This window comes from Pseudaquabacterium terrae (assembly GCF_013266755.1).
GTDB classification, from domain to species: Bacteria; Pseudomonadota; Gammaproteobacteria; order Burkholderiales; family Burkholderiaceae_C; genus Pseudaquabacterium; species Pseudaquabacterium terrae.
Map to the genome: position 1 here is coordinate 123,766 of NZ_JABRWJ010000013.1, position 23,067 is coordinate 146,832.

The 23,067-nt window shown below is 66.7% G+C and carries 16 protein-coding genes; 9 read left to right on the forward strand and 7 right to left on the reverse strand.

Annotated features, from left to right (window positions below; genetic code table 11):
- Positions 1-25: 25 nt before the first annotated feature.
- Positions 26-1,834 carry a response regulator gene (locus tag HLB44_RS32460; RefSeq protein ID WP_173133458.1) on the forward strand — a complete coding sequence of 603 codons (1,809 nt, stop codon included), beginning with the start codon at positions 26-28 and terminating at the stop codon, positions 1,832-1,834.
- Here the strand turns inward: HLB44_RS32460 and HLB44_RS32465 are convergent.
- Together HLB44_RS32465 and HLB44_RS38270 are read right to left on the reverse strand one after the other, a co-directional pair.
- Positions 1,771-2,124, reverse strand: a complete 354-nt coding sequence (locus tag HLB44_RS32465) for a tripartite tricarboxylate transporter substrate-binding protein (protein ID WP_343051696.1) — start codon at positions 2,122-2,124, stop codon at positions 1,771-1,773. The genes HLB44_RS32460 and HLB44_RS32465 overlap by 64 nt on opposite strands.
- A gap of 22 nt (positions 2,125-2,146) precedes the next feature.
- Positions 2,147-2,326, reverse strand: a complete 180-nt coding sequence (locus HLB44_RS38270; protein WP_343051697.1) for a hypothetical protein — start codon at positions 2,324-2,326, stop codon at positions 2,147-2,149.
- A 394-nt stretch (positions 2,327-2,720) separates the two neighbouring features.
- On the opposite strand from HLB44_RS38270, the gene HLB44_RS32470 reads away from it, so the two are divergent.
- Positions 2,721-3,332 carry a poly-gamma-glutamate hydrolase family protein gene (locus HLB44_RS32470; RefSeq protein ID WP_173133464.1) on the forward strand — a complete coding sequence of 204 codons (612 nt, stop codon included), beginning with the start codon at positions 2,721-2,723 and terminating at the stop codon, positions 3,330-3,332.
- 171 nt (positions 3,333-3,503) lie between these two features.
- Here HLB44_RS32470 and HLB44_RS32475 read toward each other — a convergent pair whose 3' ends face one another.
- Positions 3,504-6,158 (reverse strand): S8 family serine peptidase, encoded by a 2,655-nt coding sequence (locus tag HLB44_RS32475; RefSeq protein WP_173133467.1) that lies wholly within the window; start codon positions 6,156-6,158, stop codon positions 3,504-3,506.
- Between the two features lie 1,449 nt (positions 6,159-7,607).
- On the opposite strand from HLB44_RS32475, the gene HLB44_RS32480 reads away from it, so the two are divergent.
- Positions 7,608-7,886 carry a hypothetical protein gene (locus HLB44_RS32480; protein WP_173133470.1) on the forward strand — a complete coding sequence of 93 codons (279 nt, stop codon included), beginning with the start codon at positions 7,608-7,610 and terminating at the stop codon, positions 7,884-7,886.
- Here HLB44_RS32480 and HLB44_RS32485 read toward each other — a convergent pair.
- From HLB44_RS32485 to HLB44_RS32500, 4 genes are all read right to left on the reverse strand, one after another.
- A complete protein-coding gene (locus HLB44_RS32485; protein WP_173133472.1) occupies positions 7,846-8,970 on the reverse strand; it encodes a hypothetical protein in 1,125 nt (374 codons plus the stop codon). The genes HLB44_RS32480 and HLB44_RS32485 overlap by 41 nt on opposite strands.
- Positions 8,971-9,073: 103 nt before the next feature.
- Complete coding sequence (locus tag HLB44_RS32490; protein ID WP_343051698.1) at positions 9,074-9,511, reverse strand: phage integrase family protein; 438 nt, start codon at positions 9,509-9,511, stop codon at positions 9,074-9,076.
- Between the two features lie 230 nt (positions 9,512-9,741).
- Entirely contained in the window at positions 9,742-10,914 is a 1,173-nt protein-coding gene (locus tag HLB44_RS32495) for a tetratricopeptide repeat protein (RefSeq protein ID WP_173133475.1), read from the reverse strand.
- Positions 10,911-13,958, reverse strand: coding sequence for a TIR domain-containing protein (locus tag HLB44_RS32500; protein WP_173133477.1), 3,048 nt, complete (start codon positions 13,956-13,958; stop codon positions 10,911-10,913). The genes HLB44_RS32495 and HLB44_RS32500 overlap by 4 nt, the downstream gene beginning before the upstream one ends.
- Positions 13,959-14,988: 1,030 nt before the next feature.
- On the opposite strand from HLB44_RS32500, the gene HLB44_RS36860 reads away from it, so the two are divergent.
- Genes HLB44_RS36860 through HLB44_RS32530 form a run of 6 tightly spaced genes read left to right on the forward strand, consistent with a single transcriptional unit; the run spans position 14,989 to position 23,062 of the window.
- On the forward strand, positions 14,989-17,409 hold the full coding sequence (locus tag HLB44_RS36860; protein WP_217283898.1) for a phage tail sheath subtilisin-like domain-containing protein: 2,421 nt from the start codon (positions 14,989-14,991) through the stop codon (positions 17,407-17,409).
- Between the two features lie 19 nt (positions 17,410-17,428).
- Positions 17,429-17,950, forward strand: a complete 522-nt coding sequence (locus HLB44_RS32510; RefSeq protein ID WP_173133479.1) for a phage tail protein — start codon at positions 17,429-17,431, stop codon at positions 17,948-17,950.
- Between the two features lie 36 nt (positions 17,951-17,986).
- A complete protein-coding gene (locus HLB44_RS32515) occupies positions 17,987-18,727 on the forward strand; it encodes a hypothetical protein (protein ID WP_173133480.1) in 741 nt (246 codons plus the stop codon).
- Positions 18,724-19,674, forward strand: a complete 951-nt coding sequence (locus HLB44_RS32520) for a hypothetical protein (protein ID WP_173133482.1) — start codon at positions 18,724-18,726, stop codon at positions 19,672-19,674. The genes HLB44_RS32515 and HLB44_RS32520 overlap by 4 nt, the downstream gene beginning before the upstream one ends.
- A 17-nt stretch (positions 19,675-19,691) precedes the next feature.
- A complete protein-coding gene (locus HLB44_RS32525; protein WP_173133484.1) occupies positions 19,692-20,906 on the forward strand; it encodes a Pvc16 family protein in 1,215 nt (404 codons plus the stop codon).
- Positions 20,903-23,062, forward strand: a complete 2,160-nt coding sequence (locus HLB44_RS32530) for an ATP-binding protein (RefSeq protein ID WP_173133486.1) — start codon at positions 20,903-20,905, stop codon at positions 23,060-23,062. Before HLB44_RS32525 ends, HLB44_RS32530 begins: the two co-directional genes overlap by 4 nt.
- Positions 23,063-23,067 lie beyond the last annotated feature (5 nt).

Consider the following 23,067-nt stretch of genomic DNA (forward strand, 5'->3'; position numbering starts at 1 on the left):
GGTTCTGGCCCGGCGAGATCGGTGAATGACCGAAGACTTGGCGCCCATCAAGGTTCTCTGCGTCGACGACCACCCGATCGTGAGGCAGGGCATCGCCACGCTGCTTGGCGTGGAACCGGACATGGCCTTCGTGGCGGAAGCGTCGAACGGGCGCGAAGCGATCCAGCAGTTCCGCATCCACTGCCCGGACATCACGCTCATGGATCTGCAGATGCCCGGGATGAGCGGGCTCGAGGCCATCAGCACGATCCGGGCGGAGTTCCCGGACGCACGGATCCTCGTGCTCACCACCTATGCCGACGACGCCAACGCGCAGCGCGCGCTGCAGGCCGGCGCGTGCGGCTACCTCCTGAAGAACGCGTTGCACCGCGAACTGCTCGAAGCCATCCGCGCCGTGCACAACGGCCGCAAGGCGCTTCCCTCGCGAGGGTCCTTCGAGCTTGCCGCGCAGGTGGCGGACGCGGGCCTCATGCCGGCAGAGATCGGCGTGCTGCGATTCATCGCAGAGGGCAATGCCTACCCCGAGATCGCCCGGGCGCTGGGCCTCAGCGAAGAAGCTGTCGAAGGCCAGGTGCGAAGCATCCTGTCGAAGTTGAGCGGCCCGGAGGGCAGGCCTGCCGAGCAGGCTGCGTCGGAGGGCGAGTTGATGCAGGCCGAGCGCGCCGCCCGCTTTGCCGCCGAGCTGGCCAACCGCGCGAAGAGCGAGTTCCTGGCGAACATGAGCCACGAGTTGCGCGCACCGCTGCATGCCGTGCTGGGCTACGCGCAACTGCTCGCCAAGGACGCCGGACTGAGCCCGCGGCAGGAGCGCGGCTTGAACACCATCCAGGAGAGCGGCGCCCACCTGCTTTCGCTCATCAACGACATGCTCGACCTGGCGCGCATCGAAGCTGGCCGCACCGAGCTGAACCCGGTGCCGCTGCCCCTGCCCGCCTTCCTGCAGGCGGCGCTCGAACTGATGCTGGTGAAGGCCAAGGAGAAGCAGCTGGCCCTGGTATTCGAGGCCGGGACGGGTCTCCCGAGCTTGGTGCTGGCGGACGAGCGCCGGCTGCGTCAGGTGCTGCTGAACCTGCTGGGCAATGCGATCAAGTTCACCGACCACGGCACCGTCACGTTGCGTGCCTCGGCCGAGCCGCAGGGCCCCTCGCAGGTGCTGCTGCGGCTGGTGTTCGAGGACACGGGTGTCGGCATGCGCCCCGAGGATCTGGAACGCATCTTCCAGCCCTTCGAGCAGGTGGGCAATGCCGATCGTCGCAACGCCGGTACCGGCCTTGGCCTGGCGATAACGCGCGCGCTGGTGAACGACATGGGCGGACAAGTGCGGGTGAGCAGCGAACTGGGGCGGGGCACCCGCTTCGAGGTGGAACTGCCGTTGCCCGTGGCGTCGCTCGCGCAGGCCCCCTGGCACGCGTCCGGCGTTGCGCGCTACGAGGGCCCCCCGAGGCGCGTGCTGGTGGTCGACGACGCCGATTCGAACCGCGCACTGATGTGCGATTTCCTGACCAACGCCGGATTCGAAGTCGCGCAGGCGAACGACGGCTGCCGGATGTTGGTGACCGCGAAGTGCTTCCGGCCGGACCTGATCCTGATGGACATCGCGATGCCGTGGGTGGACGCCGTGGAGGCCACGCGCCGATTGCGGCAGGATGCCGATCTGGCCGCGGTGCCGGTGATCGCGGTATCGGCCTCGGCCACCGCCGACAACCGCGCCGCCTGTTTGCAGGCCGGGGTCAACGTGTTCCTCATCATGCCGGTCTCCCTGGAGACGCTTCAGGCCCACATCGGAAAGGAGCTCGGTTTGCGATGGATCGAGCCGAGCGAGGGTGCAGGTTGATCACAGAAGCCCACCAGCGCGGCCGAGGCGGACTTGTGGGGCACGTGCGTGAAGCGTGCACCCGTCGTCGTCTGCAGCAGTTCCAGGCACAGGCGGCTGGACGTGCCGTTGCCGCCGGAACCGAAGCTGATCCTGCCCGGCTCGGACCTGCCGCGTTCCACCAGCGATGACACGGGCCTGGACGTCGACGACGCTGCCGGGGAGAGCGGGACGACGAGCGTGATCACGCACTGGGGGTAGGGCTTGTCCGCGGCCCGTGCCTCGCCGCCGAGGGCCAGCGCGCCGGCCACCAGTGCGAAGCGCGCCTGTCCCTCAGCGCTCTCCCGCCGGGCGCGCGGGCGCGGCCGGCAGCGGCAGCTCGTTCGCCGCGTAGACCTTGATCTCCGGCGCGGCGACGGCCAGGGTGGCCATCGCGCGCGCAAAGTCGATGGAGGCCGGCACCTTGAAGTGCCGAAACAGGTCCTCGGCGCTCGCCCATTGCTCGACGAACACGAGGTGATTGGGATGGGCCAGGTCACATCGGGAAATCCCTCAGCGGCGCGAGATAGAGCACGCAAGCGGCGTAGACCGCGGTGAACGGCGAGTTCCTCATTCGTAGCCCAGCCGCAGCTCCTGGGCCTGCTTGGCCAGTTGTTCCATCGCCTCGGCGCTCGCACGGTCACGCTCGGCTGGGCCTGCGGGAAGAATCAGACTGACTGAGGTAGAACAGGTCCGGGCCTCAGACTGAGTACGCTTGGAATCTCAAGCCGCCTCCTGCCCAGCAGGCGAGAGCGTTGCACTACCTGTTTCCGCGTGCCCGCGTCGAGCTCGGCGTCCCGCATTCACGCCAAGCGACTGCCGCGCATGTGGGTGCGGACTAGCCGGGGGCGGCGCGCGACAATGACGCATGCCCCGCAGACTTGCAAAGGACCTTGCCTCATTCGCCGACCTCGCGGCCGACTACGAAGCGGACAAGGACTATCGGATCGTCCAGGTCCCACGTCCCGAGTCCTCGACGGCCGTGCTCGCGCCGCATGGTGGTGGCATCCAGGCCCACACCTCCGACATCGCGCGTGCCATCGCCGGCGCAGAGTTCGGGCTTTACCTGTTCGAAGGACTGCTCAGGGCGGGCAACTTCACGTCGCTGAGACTTCGCGGCGACCGGTTCGACGAGCCAGGTTGCCTGCAGATGCTGCAGGCCTGCGACCGCGTCGTTTCCGTTCATGGGCTCGGGAGTCCAGGGGAGGTCGTGCTGCTGAGTGGCAGGGACCTGGCGCTGCGGGCCGCCATGGCCCAGCGCCTTGTTGCCGCCGGCTTGACCGTCGAAGACGCGCCCGCCAGGCTATCGGGCTCCGATCCGAACCATGTTTGCAATCGCGGCCGCAGTGGAGCCGGTGTGTTGCTGGAGATCTCGATGGACCTGCGGCGTTCGGTACGCCGAACCGTGCTGGTGCGTGCGGTCAGGGAGGCGTTGCTGAGTGGCGCCACCGGTGCATCCGAAGTTTTCCCCCCGAGGTGATCGAGCGCGCGGCCGAACCAGCTGTGGGTGGCGGACTCTAGCTCGACGCCCTGGAGCAGGCGTTGTACGCGCGCCGGCCCGTGCCCGACGTTGCCGCGAGCGGATCGGGGTGGCGCCCGGCAGCGGGCCAGCGCCGCAGCTGGCGACGAGTATCTCGCGCGCCAGCGCGGCCTACTCCGCAGCGACGAACAGCGCGCTCGCTCCCCCCACCACCTGCCCGGCCGCATTGCGCTGCGCCACGCTCACCATGGTCCGCTCGCCGGCGCGCAGGCCCGTCGGCAGGCTCACTTGCACACTCATCGGCACGACTTGCCCGGCGGCCTTTTCGACGGTGATCACGGTTTGCATGTCGCGCGCTTCGACGTAGCGCTGGTCACCGACCAGCACCACCTGGCCGCCTTGCACCTTGACCTTGCCCACGCGCGCTCTCGGCGCGCAGTCGAAGGACGATCCCTTTTCGATGGTCAGCACCCCTTCGCAGCAGCCCAGGCGCGTCTTCACGCGCGTGCGCTCCAGGAACACCATGCCGCTGCAGCTGCCGTTGTCGGGCTTCACCGGCACGGGGCTGAGGTCCACCTTCGGGAAGTGCAGGTTGCCTTCGTCCAGCGCCACGCGCACGATCGCGTTCTTCGGCAGGCGGCTGCGGTCCATCACGAGCTGCATCGTCTCCTCGGCGTTGAGCGCATGGCCGGCCAGGAAGGGGAAGGTGGCGCGCGCGCCGGGGGCATCGGCCAGCACGTTGATCACCGAGAGGTTGCGCTGCGCGAGGTTGTTGCGCTGCGTGACGATGGGGTTGGCGGTGAACGGCGCGGTGCCAAACGCGTAGTCGTTGTCCGCGGTCACCGAGGCCACGCAGCAGGGGTGCCAGCCTTCGTCCCACAAGGTCTGCACCTGCGCGGCCGAGATCGAGAACTTGGCGATCACCTCGGCGCCCGCGGCCAACGCCGGGAAGCTGGCGCTCATCGGCGTGGGGCTCAGGTGTGTGGCGTCCACCGCAGCCCAGTCGTGCGGGTAGACGAACTGGGTACCGACGAAGGGCGTGAGGCGCGCGCTGACGACCACGTTGCGCGCCTCGCGCGGGCCGTTGTTGCGTACGCGCACGTAGAGGTAGTTGGTCTGCCCCAGCTCCAGGTGCTTGGACTGCGAAGGGTCCGAGGGCACGAAAACGTCGTCGTCGTTGATGCGCACGACCACGTCGCTGAAGTCCCAGAAGTTGCCGCCAGGGCCGGGCTCGTCGCCGCTGTCCGACGGCTGGTCGCGCACGATCACGTCGGCAAGGTCCATCGCGCGATAGGCGTTGATGCGGCCGTAGCCCATCTCCTGGTTCCACGTGCCGTTGGGGTAGCCGGCGGTGTCGGCGTACGCGACGGCACCCACCTTCTCCGCGCTGCGCTCGATCGCGTCGCGCACCTGCGGGCTGGTCAATGCGGGGTAGACGCTGCGGAGCAGTGCCGCGAGGCCGGCCACCAGCGGCGTGGCCGACGAGGTGCCGTTGAAGTTTGGGATGTAGTCGGCGGTGGCGTCGTAGCCCGCGGCACCGAGCTGGTCGGTGGTGGGGATCAGCACGCCGGGAGCGACGACGCTCATCTCGGGGCCGAAGTTGGAGCCCCACCAGAACTCGCCGTCGGGGCTGGTGGAGGTCTTGCGGTTGTCCACTTGGTCGGACGCACCGCAGGCCATCACCAACGAGTTGGTCGCGGGGTAGGTGATGCCCAGCCCATCCTGGTTGTGCGTGGCCACGCACATGACAACGTCCAGATCATGCGCATGCTGGATGGCGGGGTCGATGATCGCCGGATCCCACGCGTTCCAGCCGAAGCTCATGCTGATGACGCGCGCGCCGTTGTCGGCGGCGTAGTTGATCCCCGCGGCCACTTCGACGTCGGTCCACGCATCGAAAGCCAGGGGCATCACCTGGCAGTTGCCCGCGAGGCCGGCGACGCCCGCAGTGTTGCCGAACACGGCCGCCACGACGCCGGCGCAGGCAGTGCCGTGCGGGCCGGTTGGCGATCCGTCGCCCGACATGGTGCCGAGGTTGATGCCGGGTTCGGAGTACACCAGGTCCGGGTGCGCGAGGTCGCAGCCTTCGTCGAGCACGCAAACGACGACGCTGCTGCTGCCGGTGGAGAGGTCCCACGCCGCCGGCGCGCCGACCTGCGTCATGTTCCATTGCTGGGTGTAGAGCGGGTCGTCGGGCACCAGTGCGGCGGGGCGCAGCAGCGGCATGGACTCGAAGCGCAAGTCCTGCACGTTGACGGCCTTTTGCTCGATGAGCTTGTCGCGCAACTGGTAGACGTTGGCGGCCTTCGGGTCGGTGATGCGCAGGTAGTGCCAGGGGCCGAGGTAGCGCGACTTCTCGGAGTCTTCGCTCACGGCAGCGGCGCCGGCGGCGCGCACCATGGCGTTGATGCGCTGCGGGCCGTCTTCGCCGCGGCCGGTGCGCAGCTTGGCCAGCAGTACGTCTGGCACCGGGCACAGCAAGGCTGAACGCTCGTCACCGCCGAACCTGGGCAGGCGATAAACGGGGCCGATCCAGGCCAGCTCCTTGCCGAGGGCCTTTTCGATGCGGGCCAGGCGTTCGTCGTCGAGCGCGCCGTCGAGCACGCGCACCCAGAAGCGGCGGTCGGTGTGGTTCACGGCTTGCAGCGGGCGCGGCTCGGGCTTGTTCTCGCGCGACTCTTCGAGTGTCAGCGCGACGGCGGCGAGCTTCTTGCGCAGCACGTCGAGGTCGGCCTGCGCTTTGCCGAAGGCAAGCAGCAGGCGGCCCGTGTCGAGCGTCATGCGGCCGTGGGCGGGATGGTTGAGTACGGATGGGAATCGGGTCATGAGTGGCTCCTGTCGCGCGCAGTGGGTATCCGGGCATTGCGCGGGATTGCGCGTACTTTTGACAATAGGCGCGAAGGAGCAGACTTGAATCCACAACAGGAGTGAGGAAGAGACTCACCCCCCAACTCGTTGGAAATTCTGTCGACCCTGCCCTCCTTGGCGCCCGGCGTTTGATCATCTTGAGCTCAAACAATCCGGTGGCCCGCAAGACCCAGGCTCGAAGTCACGCAGCCTTACTTCTCCCGCCGGGTCAGACAGTCAAACAGCTGGCATCCGGCGCGACGATCTTTGACCCGCTCACTTCGGCGTGTAGCGTTCCTTGCCCGACCGCGACCTGGCAGTTCAGGTGGTCGCGTGCCAGCCGATGTTCCTGGTCTTGCGCTGACGGCTAGCAGACCCCACCGACTACCACGCTGCAAGGTTGGAATCGCTTGAAGTGGAGTGCTGCGAAGTTCTCTGAAGCGAGTACGGTCAGCTCAATCGAATAGCACACGCCGGTTGACCTGCTCAACCGTTCGCTACGAGGGTGAAGGGGATGGTGAACCGCGGTCGCGCGGCGTTTGAATAGCACGCTCAATAGCACAGCCCAAAGAAAAACGGGCTAGCCCTTGTGGAGCTAACCCGTTGATCCGTTTCTTGTTTTTCTGGCGCGGCTGGCAGGAGTCGAACCCACGCCCCCTTGGTTCGTAGCTATGAAAACGCGCCTAAGTCATTGATTTTATTAATGTTTCGTCGAAGTCGCCTGTCCAAGTCTTCCTCTGTCGCGTTCAGTCGCGTCGAGCCGAGTCCCTTCAAGGTCCCTTCAGCAACCGCGGGGGCAATGTCGCTCGCGGTCAGGCCGCCTTTTTGCCACGTGCACGCGGCAGAGGCGTCCGCTCCGGGATGCGATGGGTCCTGGCCTCGGCGCTGTAACGCCAGCCCGGAAGGGCATCGGGCATCGGCCACCTCCGCCGCCTTCGCGCGCGGAGCTTCCACCAGCATCGTGCCAGCCAGCGAGCGCACCACCGTGGCGCCCAACCGGGCGGGCCGTGCGCTTGGCCGCGGTCACGGCCGGCGTCCAGCGATGGGGCGTAGAAGTTGAAGCGCTCCATGGCTGCCGGAGTGTCTCGCCATGCCCCGGCCTTGACGACGCTGTTCTTCGACAAGACGGGAAACCAGGTGGCGAGTCACGTTGGTGCGCTCTCGGCGGCCACGCTTGCCTAGACTAGCGACTCGAGCAGGCAACCCAGCGTCTTTGACCCCGCGCGACAAGAGTGCCTTCTACCATGCGGACCAGTCGCGTACCTACGAGGTTTTCGTGCTCGGAGTGGACGCGTCAATCTGAAGCTAGAGCCGCTGGTCTCACGATGGCGTTTGGGAGTTTGCAGCCGCGACACAGGTACCGCGGTAAGACTAGTTCTCACGATGAATGGATGCTGCAGCGACCGGGGCGGCTTCGGGAGCGACCGGATGCTCAAGGACCTGGGCCTCGCGGCCGAGGCCGCGATGGGCGCCGGTGCCGGGCTGACGCCGGCTGAGCGCGGCCAGTTGCGCGAGCGCGTGCGGCGCAAGCGGCATGCGCTGCAGGGCCGGCTCGACCTGCGCTGGCTCGACTTCGCCTCGCATCCGCTGCACGTGGTGGAGGCCGACGGTCGCGTGCTGCTCGAGCGCGCGAACGAGGCGCTGGATACGCTGCTGGCCGTGATTCCTAGCGCATCACCCACAAGCGGTTCGGCTTGTCCGGCGTGAGCTTGGCCTTGCGCTGGCCGGCTTCGACGAAGTAGCAACTGGAGATGCCGAGTTCGCTGGCAGGTGCGTTGGCGTCGTCGTAGCGGCCGAAGATCGTCGCGTTCCCGGTGTAGCCGCTGACCATCACCTTGTCGCCGTTGGCCTCGGCGATCACGCCCGACAGCTCTCGGCTCAGCTTCAGCGCGTAGTCGCGGTAGGCGCTTTCGAAGGCCACGCGCAGCGCCTCGATCAGCGCGGGCCGCGGCCGGACAACGTTCTCGATGAACGGGTCCAGCCGCCTCGGGTCCTGCGTGCCGCCGGGACCGGTGAAGTAGCCGTTCTCGACCGGGCTCAGCGCCGGCGGCGGCACGTCCGCCGCGCGCACCTGGATCTGCAGCGCACGCCACCACCACCGCGCCTCGACCGCGTATTCGCCGCTGCTGTTGCAGACATGCTTCTTGAAGTGGTTGCTCAGGTTGGTGGCGGGCTGGTGGTCGGCGGCATCGCCTTCGCCCCAGCGGGTGAAGCCTGTGAACCGAGCAGCGGGGAAGGCGTTCTTGACCCGGATCGCGCCGACGAGGTTGCCTTCCTTCAGGTTCAACGTGCAGCGGTCGCCGCTGGCCGTGATCAGCTTCATCACGTCGACGATGTCGGTGCGCAGCATGCCGATCGTCGCGGTGACCGGCAGCACGTCGGTGAGGATCTTCGCCGGATGCTGGCCGGGCGCGGCGCGCGTGCGCGCCTGCATGAACGTGCTGAACGCCGCCTGCTCGCTCACGCTCCAGTCCGACAACAGGTCGTCGAGCTGCTTTTGCGTGACGCCGCTGGTCAGCAGGCCGTTGTTCGCGGGGATGTCGATGCAGCCCTTGCCGGTGATGCGGCCCACCCGCAGCAGCTGTCGGCCCCTCAGCCCGCCGGTCGCCGCATCGACGTCGACGAAGGTCGCGATCTTGCGCAGGTTCTCCAGCGTCGTGACGTGGGCCAGATCGGCCGCCTTGGAGATCAGGAAGTCGCCGGTCTCGGCCTTGAACCGGGTGAACTGGTCGAAGCTGGCTTCGGCCAGCTTGTAGGTCGTCAGCAGCTGCCTGGCTTTCGCTTCTTCCATGTCGCCTCCGCGGGAGCTTGCGATGTACGACGTCACTCTAGCCACGCCGGCGGCGGCGCAGGGGCTCGAATGACATATGTCACCCGGCTGTGCCGAACGGGTGTTACTGGGTGGCCGGCGCCTCGTGCAGCGACAGCCAGGCTTGCACGACCTCGTAGTCGTCGTTCGCCCGCAGCGCGCACGTCGGGGCTGGCGCCCGGAAGGTGCCGCGCGTGCCGTCGACCTCGTCGGGCACAACGATCCGCTCGAAGGGCATCACGTCGGATGCCGGAAGCACGGGCACCAGTGCCCGAGCGCGCTCCGTGAGGTCCGGGTGGGCAGCGAAGAGCGCTTCGATCTCCCGCGCACGGGCGGGCCCAAGCCCGTCGATCGACGTCCACCAGCAGCGCCGCCGCGGCACGCGCACCGTGAGGTCGGCGAGCGTCCGAATCCCCGCGGCCTTCAACACCGCCACAGTTCTCGGCCCGAACCACCAGTCGACGTCATCGCCGATCAGCGGTGAGGGCAGAGGTGCGGAGCGCAGCACCTCGACGGCGGCCACGAGCTCGCGCGCCGTAGCGGCGCCGCCCTTCGCAGCCCCCTCGAAGAGCCCGGCCAGGTCGTCTCGGTGCCGGATGCGCGCGTACGAAGCGAGCCGCGCGCGAATGCGCCCGATGACACCCCGCGCCGCGATAAGAAGACTTCTCGCTATAGCTTCTGATTGAGCCGGTTCTTGTCGACTTCAAAACCGCGGCGAGCCCGTTCCGGGCTACGCTGCTCAAGCTTCGATGCTCAGCGCGACCAATGTTGTGCCGCCCAGGCTCGCGACCGCTGCTGCGCCTCGGTCACCTGCGACTCGGACAGGTTTCGGACCATCCGGTCGCGATTGGCCCGCGAAACGTCGCGCAATTGCGGGCTGGCTGTCTGCGCCTGTATCGCCAACTCCAACCACATGAGTGCCTCGATCGGGTCCTCCTTCGCCCCCTTGCCCGCCAGGACATTGGCACCCAGGTTGTTGCAGGCCTGTCCCAGGCCGGCCTCCGCGGCGCGTATGTAGAGCCTCATCGAGAGGCCGGGGTCCTGTGGTACGCCGTCTCCTTCATCGAGCATGATCGCGGCGTTCAGTGTGGCTGCGGCATGACCCCGCCGGGATGCTTCCATGTAGTTCCGAAGCGCCAGCCCCGCATCGCGCGGAACCTCCTTGCCGAGGTGATGAATGCTGCCGAGCCGGTAGTAAGCCTCCACGTTTCCGCGGTCGGCGGCGATCTTGTACCAATGTAGCGCCTTCTGCGGATCGCGTTCGGCACCGGCGCCGGCAGAGTGCAACTCGCCCAGCGTGTAGGCGGCCAGGGCATCGCCAGCCTGCGCGGCGGCCCTGAGCCAATAGAGGCCAAGCTTCTCGTTCGCCTCGCGGCCTTCGCCCGCAATCGTCATCACGGCGAGAAAGTATTGGGCCGCCGGGTAACCCTGCTGTGCTGCGGCCTCGTACAGCTCAAGCGCCTTGCGTGCGTCGCGTGCCACGCCATTGCCCGCGCGATACAGTGTGGCAAGGTTGTACTGCCCGCGCGCGCTTCGTTGCGCCGCGGCGCGATCGAACCATCGGGCCGCAGCCGCAGCGTCCTTCGCAACACCCTCACCCATGTTCAGCATGTGGCCGGCTGAATTCTGCGCATCCGCGTCTCCCTTTTGGGCGGCTGAGCTGAACAGACTGAACGCGCGCGCCGGGTCGCGCTCGACACCTCGGCCTGCGTAGAACATGTCACCGAGCAGGCGCTGCGCGACAGGTTCGCCGGCCGCAACCAGCGGGTCCAGCTCGCGTAGCGCCCGGGAGAAGTCGCCGGCCATCAAGGCGCTTTGCGCCTCCGGCATTCCCGCGCGCACGGCGCTGCTCGTCAAGCAGAGAGTGAAGACAAGCGACGCGGCGCACCAGGGCCAGCCCGCTCCAATGCGCTTGCCTGGTGTCATGGTGCCTTTCCCTCCCGCTTGGCGTCGGCGCGCGGGGCAAGGTCGCAGGTGCTGCGATACGGCTCTCCCGGCAGGTACTGGTTCCATTCCGACCGGGTCAGATCACGGTGCCGGCGCGTGCAGATCTCATTCACCAGATCCTCCGGACGCCACATCCAGACTCGCGCCGTGCGGTCGCTGCGGAATCCGCCCGACACGACTCTGCGTCCGTCGTGGCTGAAGGCGGCCGACATGACCATGTCGTCATGATGAAGTGCGGCCGCGCGCCGCAACAACTCGGTATCCCACAGCCATGCGTTGCGGTCCGCATCACCAAGAACGACGTACCTTCCCGACGGGTCGAAATCCGCCGTCGTCAGTGCCGACTCGGCATCGATGCGTTGCAGCTGCCTGCCGCTGGTCGCCTCGTAGATCGATGCGCCGCGCTTGCCGCGCACCAGCAGGCGAAGTCCCTGCGGATCGAACGCGACGCCGACGACCGGATGGGAAGGTTGAACGCTTGCCAGCGGACGCCAGTCACGCAGCCGCCAGACGCTGACGCCGCGTTCCTTTTCCGCCACAGCGATGCAGCAGCCGCTCGGGGCAATGGCAGCGCCGACGACGGGCGCAGCAAAGGCATGTCGCGAGATCGCGCGGCCCGTGCGATCTCGCAGCACGACGATCTTCTCGGCCTCCCGCGCGGCCACCACCGACCAGTTTCTGGCGACGGCCAACACGGCACCCTCGGCAAAGGGAGGCCGGTCGACCGAACCCGATTGAAAGTCCCAGGCCAGGCGACCGTCGATCAGCAAGCCGCGCCCATCGGGCCGGAACAGCAGGGGTGGCGCGCTTGGATTCTCGCGCCAGGACATCTTGAAGCCTTGAATCTTGTGCGATCGCAGGAGATCGCCTGACGTGCCGCTCCACAAACGAGCGATTCCGTTCAGGCTGATAGTCGCGATACGGCTGTCGTCAGGACTGAAGGCCACGCCGACCACGGCATCTTCGTGAGCCAGAGCCAGTGCCTGGCGGTGCCCTTGCGAGCCCCAGCTCCTGCAGCCCTTCGGTCCCCATGCCGCGATCGAGCTCCCATCTCCGACGAAGGCAAGCTCGGTGATGGGTATCTCGTCGGCCTCGACAATCCTCAGTACCTCACGCCCACGGTAAGTCTCCCAGACGCGTGCTGTGCCATCCTTGCTCACCGTGCCCATCAGGCGACCATCGCGACTGAGTGTCACCCTGTAGATGCTGTCGTTGTGACGAACCGTGGGCTGCCGCTGGCACCCGACCGGTCCATCAACGGCGACCGGGGCAACAACTCCGCCCGGCGCGGCAACGTACCGCGTCCCTGCCATGCGGCAGCTGCGAAGGTCGTAGCTGGTTGCATCCCATTCGGGGCTCGCGAGCGCGATGGTCGATCCATCACCGCTGAATGCAACGCTGATCCGACGATCCTCGTGGAACAGTTGCCTGCGCGATTGCACTTCGAAGAGATTCGCGACGAATTGCGGTGCCACCAACTGGGCAAGATGTTTTCCATCGGCACTGTAGGTCCAGATTGCCTGGAAATTCGACACGAACGACTGGGCCGGCAACCCTGGCGAGCCCATGATTTCGGAAAGGTCTGCATTGGACGCAGCGACCTCCTCGGCTTGGGGGTGCACCGCCACATGCGTCATCGGTTCGGCATTGACCCAGCCCGAACCGACCTCTGTCCACGAATCTGTCAGCCACAGCCGCGTGCGCCGGTCGTCATGCACACTCGCCACGTAGTCGCCGGAGGCCGCGAATGCAACATCGTTGACCCCGCGTTCGGCCAGGGTCAGGGGCGACGCGATCTCTCCCACTCGCCAGACAAGGGCCTTGCCCGCGTCGTCGAGCGTGACAAGCCGCTTGCCATCGGGGCTCCAGACGAACTTGCGAGCACCTGCCAGCGGCACCTGTCCCAGTGATCGACCCGTGCGTGTCTCCCAAAGCCGAATCGGTTTGCCTTTCGTTTGCGTGGCCAAGGCCGTGCCGTCAGCGCTGAACCGGCCCGTCAGCACTTCGCCGTCGCGCGCGCAATCGATGACCCCGGCCTTCGAGGGCAGCAGTAGCAGCGCTTCGCGCGCGGCACGATCCGCGTCGAGCGAGGGCTCCCGGCGCGACGCCTCCACCGCCAGCATGCCGGCGATCGGCAGCAGGGTGCCGCGTTGGGCTATGAGTATCTGTGCCCGCGCAGCCAGCTCACCGGCAACAGCGATGTTGCGTTGTCGCTCTGCCTCGAGGCGCCGTCGCTCGGCCTTTGCGAGCGCCTTGGTTTCATTCTCGAGTGCCAGCTTCGCAGCCTCGGTCTTTTCGTCCGCCAACTTGCGCGCACCGCGCTCCGCGCGCTCGGCTGCCTGAGCCTGCCCGCGCTGCTGCTCGGCGTTGGTCGCCTCCCGAGTCGCGCGCCGGGCTTCGAGCCCGGCATACGCGGCGAGCGCCACAAGCGCCAGCATCACGATGCCGGTCGCCCACCTGAGCCTCACGTTCGCCTTGACGAAGTGAGCATGCCGCCGGATGTTGTCCACGGTCGCGGGCGCTGGCCGCCCGGACGCCACAGCGTCTTCGTCGACGTCGATCCATATGGGCTCGCGGGCGCGCAGCGCGCCGAAGCCACCGTCTGCTGGGCTCGCGCCCGAGAACGCGCCACCGACGTTGATCGGAATCACCGGCCGGCGGCCCTTGCCGGCAAACGTTTCCAACTCGAGTTGCACGTACTTCGATGCGACGGCACCCCGAGTCGCAATCAGGATCAGCGCACGGCTTCTTCGCAGGGCTCGCGTAAGCGTGGACTCGAGTTCGAGGCCGATGGGCGCCTCGACGTTGTCGAGGAATACGCGGAAGTCTGCCGCCGTCAGCTCGCGCGCCAGGGTCTGTGCATACGCAGACGCGCCGCCGTCTACCGCATTGCCGCGCTTGTAAGAAATGAAGAAGTCGTAGCCGAAGAGCCGGCCCCAGTCGACAAGAGGCGACCGCTGGCGGGACACGGGATCGCTGGCCTCTTCTGACCGATCGAGCGATGCTCCGAGACTCTCCGACATGCAGGCCTTCCTCTGCGTCGAAGATGCTAGGCGCGACGCAGGTGACGCGCTTCCGTAGTTCTAGGGATGCATGGCTGCAGGCATCGGTTCCCGCCGGTGCCGAGCGATGCCAGACTCGTCGAGTTGCAAGCCAAAGCCGAGAAGCTCCGCAAGCTGGAGGCAGCGGCGGAAGTCGGATGGATTCGACAAGCCATTCGCGACTGTGGCGCGTCGCACACGCAAGGCGCCGACATTGGGCAAGTCCTGTTCTCCGCTCGGCCGTGGGGTTTGCCCAGCGGGCCTTCAACGCGAACGGTGGCTTCTTCGCGACAGCCGTGCATCCATCGGTGACAACATGCCGTTGCTGCTGGCCTGATATGGGACGCTCGTGTGGGCACCTGAAGGACTGTGTCACCCGCGGTCACGTCTAGGCTCTCCCTAGGAAAGATGACACCCAACCAGCGTTCTAGGCCGAGAATAGAGCGTGGGCGTGCAACCACCGCGTGCCTCAGGGAGACGATCGATGCCGGGACCTCTCAATCCGCCTCGAGGTGAAGGCGCGCATGCAACGCGCCCATTCGGTCCACGACGAGTACCCCTTCGTGGCGGGGCCCATCGCGGACGTCGGAAGCTTCGCGCTCTACCGCCGGTCTGGCCAAACCAGTGAAGCGCCTCGGCAGCAGGCGGTCATCGACGTGGGCATCCATACCGAAGTGGCGCAGTCGCTCGGCAGCGGTGGGCAGATGCTTTTGAGCGATTACCGGGCGCTGCAGCCAAGGCAGCCTGTGGCAGCGCCCAGAAGGACAGTCAGCGGTTCCGTGCTGCGGGTGAGCAAGCAATTTGAGCGTAGGGCGCCGCTCCTGGATGGACGCAAGTGGTTTCGGGACATCAACACGCGGGACTTCGAGCTCTGCATCACTGCGAAGGATGCGCAATGGCTCACGAACACTCGACGCGACGCGACCGTCTCGATGCCCGACTCAGGCGCAGCTCCGAGTCCTTCGATCGCTTGTGTTCGCGTTAGCCGGATCACTTTTCGAGGTAGATCATCATGCCGATTCAGCCGAGCTACCCTGGCGTATACATCCAGGAGATTCCCAGCGGCGTCCGTACGATCACGGGAGTCTCCACGTCCATCGCCGCCTTCTTCGGGCGGACGCTGAAAGGTCCCATCAACAAACCAGTCCGCTGTCTGAGCCTTTCGGACTTCCAGCGTGGATTCGGCGGCGGACATCCCTCGGGCGAGATGAGCTCGAGCATCTTCCAGTTCTTCGGCAATGGCGGCACAGACTGTTATGTGGTCCGGCTCGCGCACAACGCCAGGAAGGCCGAGGTCACGCTCAGGAATCTCGCGGGTGCCGCGGTTCTCACGTTCACGGCGAAGGACGCCGGCACCTGGGGCAACAACGTACGCATCGCCGTCGACTACAACACGACGAACCCTGAAGAAGCCTTCAATCTGTACGTGACGCAGGAAGAGAGCGGCGTGGTCGTCAAGAGCGAAACTTTCCTGAATCTTTCGATGAATCCGCTGTCGCCGCGGTTCGTCGTCAATTTTGTCACGCAGGGGTCGGCACTGGTCGACGTTCGTCTGGCGACCGGCTTCGATCTGAACTCCGCTCCGCAGGACGGGTTCAGCCAGGGACGCCGCGTGATGGGCAGCACGCTGCCCGCCATACGCGATGAATTCAACACGCTGGTCTTTCCAGCGGCTCCGGCGGTCTCGACGACTTTCAAATTCGACATCAGCGTCAATGACGGGCCGTTCACGACGGTCGATCTGCAAGCCAGTGGCCTCGGGCCCATTGCCACGAGCGTCACGAGCCGAAGCGCACTCGAGGGGGCCATCCTCGCGCGCATCGCGCCCTCGCTTCCCGCCGGCGTTTCGGTGTCCTGCAGTCTGGACGAAATCGAAGGGGGCACCGGATTGCGAGTGCTCACCATCAGGTCGGCGACTGGAAACAACCTCAGCGTCAAGATTCGCCGTGCATCCAACAACGATCTCGCGGCCGCGTTCATGCTGGGCATCGATCAGGGCGGCATCGAGGCAACGCGCTTCGCGAACCATCGCCCGGTGCCGACGGCAACGTATTCATCCGGCGACGTGAACGTGTGGGCGAGGTTGCTGCAACTGGATACGGCTGGAACTCCCGCCCACGATCTCAGGAGCATCACGTTCTCCGGCGCGCCCAGTCCCGCCACAGTCACATTCGGTGACGCGGCGACGAACGTGCTTCAGACCACGACTACGGCTGGCGATCGATGGTTCAAGGATGCCTTGTCCTCGGCGGTCAACAATCACTCCGATGGTGTGCGTGAAAAGCTGCAGATACTGGCCAAGGCGATCAACGACAAACCCGACGCGCCGGTGACGGCGGAAGTCTGGGGCTATCGCATTGCGTTCAAGCCGAAGGTCGGCATGCTCAATACGAGCTACGGCATCGGTTCGACCGCATCGGAAAACCTCGCGGCTTCGTTCACGGCCAATGTGCGGCAATATGCGCTGGGCAACATCGGCACCGGCAGTTTCCAGAATGGCGCCGGCCAAGTGGGCGGTGACGACGACGGTACGCCGCTGACCGTCGCCGACTACACGGGCAGCGCGCTCGACCACACCGGCTTCCACGCGCTGGACCGCGTCGATCTGTTCAACCTCATGGTGTTGCCGCGGGACGAGGACATCGACGAAGCCGAGTATCAGCAGCTCTTCGGCCCGGCATCCATCTACTGCGAGAGCCGGCGCGCCTTCCTGCTGCTGGATGCGCCGACGAGCTGGACGAACGGCGAGAAGATGGACGCCGATGCCGCGAAGGTGAACTCGCTGCGCGCCGGTGTCGTCAAGCAGAATTCCGCCATCTTCTACCCGCGCGTGAAGATCAGCGATGCAGGATTCATCAAGTCGATCGGCCCGTCCGGCATGCTCGCCGGCCTGTTGGCTCGCACCGACTCCCAACGCGGCGTGTGGAAAGCGCCCGCGGGCATCGAAGCCGACACGCGCGGCGTGCTCGACGTCGAGCTGAACCTCACCGACAACGAGAACGGCGTGCTCAACAAGCTCGGCGTCAACTGCATACGCAAGTTCCCGAACGGCATCGTCAACTGGGGCGCGCGCACGCTCGACGGCAGCGACGACTTCGGCTCGGAGTGGAAGTACATCCCGATCCGCAGGCTCGCGCTCTTCCTCGAGGAGTCGCTGTTCCGCGGCACGAAGTGGGTGGTGTTCGAGCCGAACGACGAACCGCTCTGGGCAAAGATCCGGATGAACGTGGGCGCATTCATGCTGAGCCAGTTCAGGCAGGGCGCGTTCCAGGGCAGCACGCCCGACAAGGCGTTCTTCGTGAAGTGCGACGGGGAAACGACCACCGCGAACGACCGCAACCTGGGCATCGTGAACATCCAGGTGGGATTCGCGCCGCTGAAGCCGGCGGAGTTCGTCGTCATCAGCATCCAGCAGATCCCCGACATCGTTTGAAGTTTGAGAGGAGAGGCACATGGCCAAGGGATTCGAAAAGAACGCCAAGCGGTTCGACCCCTACAAGAACTTCAAATTCCGTATCCTGTGGGACAACAAGCCAGTGCTCGGGGTGAGCAAGGTGAGCGCGCTGAAGCGCACCACCGAGGTGGTGAAGCATCGCGAGGGCGGTGACAACAGCACCGACCGCAAGTCGCCGGGCAGGACTACGTACGACGCCATCACGCTCGAACGCGGCATCACGCACGACCCCGAGTTCGAGAAGTGGGCTAACAAGGTCCACCCGTACGCGGGCGACTCGGCGATGGATCTCGCGGACTACAAGAAGGACCTGACGCTCGAGATGATGAACGAGAAGGGTCACGTGGTTTACCGCTACTTCCTCTACTACTGCTGGGTCAGTGAATACACCGCGCTGCCCGAGCTGAACGGCAACGCGAATGCCGTGGCCATCGAGTCGCTCAAGATCGAGCTGGAAGGCTGGACGCGGGATCTGGACACGAAGGAACCGAAAGAATCTGACGACGTCCCGCAGCCCTGATCTGCGGCGACAACGCACCGGAAGCGGTTGAAAGAAATGCGTCGGTTCGGGATCCATGCAAGTGACCTGACGATCGACTTCGCCGTCGGCAACGAATCCGTGCTCGTGACGCGGATCCTGGAACAGTGCGCCGGCAATGCCGAGGAGGGCACGCGCGCAGATTTTTTCCGCGAGCTGTCCGTCGGCAGGCGGATCGAGCGGCTGCTCACGCTGGCGGCGGACGGCGAGCGTTCGGCGTTCAGCTTTCCGTTTCATTGCACGGGCTGCAATCAGCAGCTCGAGTTCGAGCTCACGCTCGAGGAGATCCGCGAGTTGCAGCGGCACGCGGACTCCATCGATGCCGTCGCGGTCGAGTTCGGCGGGCAGTCGTTCGAATTCCGCAAACCCTGCGGGCGCGATCAGGAAACCTGGGGTGCGATGAGCTTCGCCGACCAGTCGGAAGCGATGCGGGTGATGCTGGGCTCGCTGGCGCTGAAGCAGGGCGCGCCGAGGCTCGGCCTGGAGCTCATCGACCTCGTCGACGACGCCATGGACGAAGCCGACCCGCTGGTGAATTTCCGCTGCCAGATCACCTGCGCGGAATGCGCCGCGACCAACGCGTTCTCCATCGACCTGTGCGAGGTCGCGCTCGCAATGCTGCGTGGGTTGCAAACGCGGTTGATCGTGCAGGTGCACCGGCTCGCCTCTCACTACCACTGGAGTGAGCAGGAAATCTTCGCCGTGCCGCACTGGCGCCGGAAGCAGTATCTCAACCTCATCGCCGCCGGTGGCTCATGAACGGGTACCTGTCGCGTATCGCCAAGCAGAGCGGGCTCAAGTACCAGGCGCCGAGACCGGAAGCACGCGCGTTGCCCGCCGCCGGCCCTGTCGAAGTGCCGGCTGCACCCGAGCTCGAGCGCACCGTCATGGTCCGCGCCGACTCACCGCAAACGGAAGTGTCGTCGGCTCCCGAATCGAAAGGCATGCAGCGGGCACAACCGCCTCTCGGGCCGGAGCGCGGCGTGGATGCCGCAAGAACTCGCGAGAGCGGCGCACAAGCAGGCGCAGCGCGCGTCGCGACGGGCGGCGAGCCCAACCAACCGGCGGCGGCGACGCCCGAGGCTGCGCCGGCGCGTGAGCCACTGGAAGGTGGGCTGCGCACCGAGCTCCCGGATGCGCCGGCACGAGACCGCGCCGCCGGCGAACCGCGGCTCGTCGAGCTGACTCATCTCGTGGAATCCACTCCGTCCGAAACCGCGCCCGCCAGGCCCGCCCAGGCGGATGTCGCGCGTCACGCGGAGCTCGAAACGGATTCCGCCGACAGGCGCGCGCCGCTCGCCGAACCGAAGCAGCACTTCACGCGCACCGCGGAGCTCCTCGGCAACCACGCCGCGCTCACGCCCGAGCTGCAGACCGTCGTCTTCCGCGAAGTGCAGGAATGGGTCGCGGCATCGCCGCAGGCGCAGCGGCTCGAGCGGGACGCACCCACGAGCGCGCCGCGCCTGCTGGATGCCACGCAGGCGCGCGCACCCGAGGCGGCTGCCGCCCGCGAAGACGGGCCGCGGGACGCGCCGGACCGCGCGCAGCCCATCGAGCAGCAGTTCGACCTTTCGATCGGCACCATCAACGTCACCATCGAGGAGCCAGAAACGCCGCGCCGGCCGGATTCGCGGCCGCGCCAGCCGGAGCGGGCAGCCCGCGACGACAGCGCCCACAGCTCGCGGCTCGGGCGCAGCTACCTCTAGCTACTCACCGGCCACCCATGTCGCTTGCCCAGTCATCCAATGCCATCGGCGCCGTCACCCGGGTGCTCAAGGAGCGTCTCGACGCGCGCACCGGCAGGAGCGTCAGCATCGGCCGGCTCGATCAGGCCTCCGGCGTGGGCGAGCACCTCAACCTCTTCCTGTACGAGATCGCGTTCGACCCGCACCTCAAGAACACGCCGCTCAACGAAGGTGAGAAGCCGCCCGTCTGGCTGGTGCTCAAGTACCTGCTCACGGCGTTCGAATCCGCGGACGACAGCGACTCGCCGCGCGCGCACGAGATCCTGGGCTCGGCCATCCGGGCCATCTACCAGGACGACCTGCTGAAGCTCGACGGCCTGGTCGCGAACACGAAGCCGCTGGAGAGCAACCCGGGCGAGCTGCACGTCACCTTCGACGAGTCCCCTGCGGACGTGGTAGCCAAGCTGACGCAGGGCGCAGACGAGACGCCGCGGCTGTCCATTGCCTTCCAGGTGCGCCCGGTGATGATCGCGCCGCCCGAGCCCGGCAACTACTCGCTGCTCGTCGGCGTCGACTACGTGAGCCCGCCCGCGCTGACGTCCGAGCCGGTCGGCCTGGATGTCATCCCGTCGATGGGACCGTTCATCGCGGAGATCTCGCCGGGCGGGTTCGAGGTGAACGAGGTCGTCACGCTGCGCGGTACGGATCTGCATCTCGCGAATCTTTCCGTTGCGCTCGGGCCGGTCGACCTGCCCGTCGTCATGCAGCGGCCGGACGAGCTCCGGTTCAAGGTCGATTCGACCTTCATCGGTGCCGGCGGAATCTCCGCGGGCAGCCACCCGGTGGCCATCGTGCAGCTGCTGCCGGGCACCGGGAAGAAGCGCCGAAGCAATGCCGTCATCGGCAATCTCGTGCCGACGCTGAACACGGCCGGGGTGCCGCAGGCGAGCATCGTCATCACGCCCGGCACGTCCGGCACGCCCGACAAGGCGCACGCCACCATCGATCTCGGCGGCACGCTGCTCGGCAACGAGCACGACGACGTGATCCTGGCGCTGCATCGCGACGGCACAGTCCGGAAGATGTTCGACGTGTTCTCCGCCTTGCCCACGCCGCCCGTGCCGTTGCAATCGGCGCGGCAACTCGTGATGACGGCCGGCAGCGCGGTGGAGGTGGGCGAGTACCGGCTCATCCTGCTCGTCAACGGCCAGCAGGCTCCTCAGAGCCCGGAAGTCCGGTTGCGCGCACCATGAAACCCGCCAGGCGCGAAGTCACCGAGATCGTGTTTGCGCCGAACCTGCGCGGCGCCGACGAGCTCGCCAACCACTGGATGCGCCAGGCGACGCTGCGCTCGCGGCGCGAGATCGCGTGGTTGTGGCACGAGCGCGGACATCGCGCGCCGACCATCGCGGGTGAGTTGCCGCCCATCGTGGACAAGGCTTCGGACTCGCTCGACCTGTCGCGGCACTGGGCGGAGAAGCGGAAGTTCTTCGGCGAGAACGTCGCCGCACACTATCTCAGCGAGAAGCTCCAGACGGCGCCCCCGGTGCTGAAGAAGCGCCGCCGCGGCTCGTTCGCCTGGGTCGTGCACGAGCTTCAGCTGGACGAGGTCGCGTCGTTCGCGCTCGGGCTCGGCCTCGCCGCCGCGTTCGATGCGACGTTCGGCGCCGTCATCGCGACCTGTCTCAACGACCACGCGCGCACGTATCCGAACCTCATGTTGATCCAGCGGCTCTGGGATTCGCCCGAAGACGCGCTGGTGCTCGCCGATCCGCTGCACGTGCTCTTCGGCCATGGGCTCTTGCGCCGAAGCTCCGTGGCGCAGCGCAGTTACGCCGAGACGTTCTGGGAGCAGCCGTTGACGGTGCCGCCGCTGATCGCGCGCGAGTTGCTGTCGGCCCATCCCATCGCGCCCGCGGGGCTCGAACTCATCGAGCCGCGGAAGGAACCCGGCGCGACACCCGACAAGGCGGGCGAGCTCATGGGCTATCGACTCGAGTCGGAGAAGGCGACCAGGTTGCGCGTCGTGCCGCTGCTCGGCAACAAGCGCTCCGCCTACCGGCAGGCGGCGGCGGCTGTTTCCAGCGTCACGAAGCGTGCGTTCTGGGAATACCGCGGCGCGCCGGCGCTCCCGGCCGCCGATGAATACCTGAACACGCTGGTCACGCTGTGCTGGCTGCAGGACCGCGACCTGCTCGTCGACCACGGCCTGTTCGACACGGCCGAGAAGAACCGGCCGCGCAATGACGGGCTGCCGCCGTTGTCGGTGCCGGTCACGCTGTTCGCGCCGATCTCGGAACACCTGCAGGTGCGGCACATCGACGCGGAGCTGCTGCTGCCGGTGCTGAAGATCCCGACCCTTTCGTACGAGGGCCGGCTCGCCGCCTGGCGCGAGGAATTCGGGCGCGACGCGACCGCGCTCGATGCGACGCTGACGGAAGTCGCGCGACGATTCCGCTACGAACGCGCGACCATTCGCCAGATCGCGGCGGAGATCAAGGCGCTTCCCGGCACGCCGACCGAGGACGATCTCATCGCCGCGTGCCGCGCCGAGCTCGGCGTCGACATGGGCGATCTCGCCGCGTACGTCGAGCCGCGCTTCAAGGACGAGCGCCTCATCCTGCCGAAGAAGCAGTCGCTCCAGTTCCAGGAGCAGCTCGGCGCCATGGCGTCGTTGACCAAGGTCCACTACGGCTGGGGCACGGCGCAGGCCTGGAACGAGGGTGGCATCACCGTGTTGTTCGCCGGCCCGCCCGGTACCGGCAAGACCATGGCCGCGGAGATCATGGCGCGCGAGCTCAAGCTGCCGATGTATCGCATCGATCTCTCGCAGGTCGTCAACAAGTACATCGGCGAGACCGAGAAGAACCTCAAGCGGGTGTTCGATGCCGCGGAGGTCTCGGACATGGTGCTGTTCTTCGACGAGGCGGATTCCCTGTTCGGCAAGCGCACGGACGTCAGCGATGCGCGCGACCGCTACGCGAACCTCGAGGTGAGCTACCTGCTCGAGCGCATGGAGCGGTTCAAGGGGCTCGCCATCCTCGCGACCAACCGCAAGCGCGATCTCGACGAAGCGTTCATGCGCCGCATCCGCTACGTCATCGACTTCCCGGTGCCGGACGAACCGGAGCGCGCCGAGATCTGGAAGCAGGTCATCCCGCGCGAAGTGGTCAGGAACTCGACCATCGATGTCGCATTCCTCGCGCGCCAGTTCCCGCTCTCCGGCGGCCACATCCGCTCGGTGGTGTTCAACGCCTGCCTGCAATCGGCGCGCGGCGCGGGCGACCGGAAGGAGCTGTTCATGAAGGACGTGTTGATCGCGGTGAAGCGCGAGTACGACAAGATGAATCGGTCGCTGAGCGTGGACCAGCTCGGCGCGTATGCGCATCACGTCACCGGGCTGGAGTAGACAGA

Coding starts and splice junctions, on each gene's coding strand:
- HLB44_RS32515 (WP_173133480.1), top strand. CDS start 17,987: ATGCGTCGGTTCGGGATCCATGCAAGTGACCTGACGATCGACTTCGCC.
- HLB44_RS32495 (WP_173133475.1), bottom strand. CDS start 10,914: ATGACACCAGGCAAGCGCATTGGAGCGGGCTGGCCCTGGTGCGCCGCG.
- HLB44_RS32520 (WP_173133482.1), top strand. CDS start 18,724: ATGAACGGGTACCTGTCGCGTATCGCCAAGCAGAGCGGGCTCAAGTAC.
- HLB44_RS32480 (WP_173133470.1), top strand. CDS start 7,608: ATGCTCAAGGACCTGGGCCTCGCGGCCGAGGCCGCGATGGGCGCCGGT.
- HLB44_RS32530 (WP_173133486.1), top strand. CDS start 20,903: ATGAAACCCGCCAGGCGCGAAGTCACCGAGATCGTGTTTGCGCCGAAC.
- HLB44_RS32485 (WP_173133472.1), bottom strand. CDS start 8,970: ATGGAAGAAGCGAAAGCCAGGCAGCTGCTGACGACCTACAAGCTGGCC.
- HLB44_RS32475 (WP_173133467.1), bottom strand. CDS start 6,158: ATGACCCGATTCCCATCCGTACTCAACCATCCCGCCCACGGCCGCATG.
- HLB44_RS32500 (WP_173133477.1), bottom strand. CDS start 13,958: ATGTCGGAGAGTCTCGGAGCATCGCTCGATCGGTCAGAAGAGGCCAGC.
- HLB44_RS32470 (WP_173133464.1), top strand. CDS start 2,721: ATGCCCCGCAGACTTGCAAAGGACCTTGCCTCATTCGCCGACCTCGCG.
- HLB44_RS36860 (WP_217283898.1), top strand. CDS start 14,989: ATGCCGATTCAGCCGAGCTACCCTGGCGTATACATCCAGGAGATTCCC.
- HLB44_RS32525 (WP_173133484.1), top strand. CDS start 19,692: ATGTCGCTTGCCCAGTCATCCAATGCCATCGGCGCCGTCACCCGGGTG.
- HLB44_RS32510 (WP_173133479.1), top strand. CDS start 17,429: ATGGCCAAGGGATTCGAAAAGAACGCCAAGCGGTTCGACCCCTACAAG.
- HLB44_RS32460 (WP_173133458.1), top strand. CDS start 26: ATGACCGAAGACTTGGCGCCCATCAAGGTTCTCTGCGTCGACGACCAC.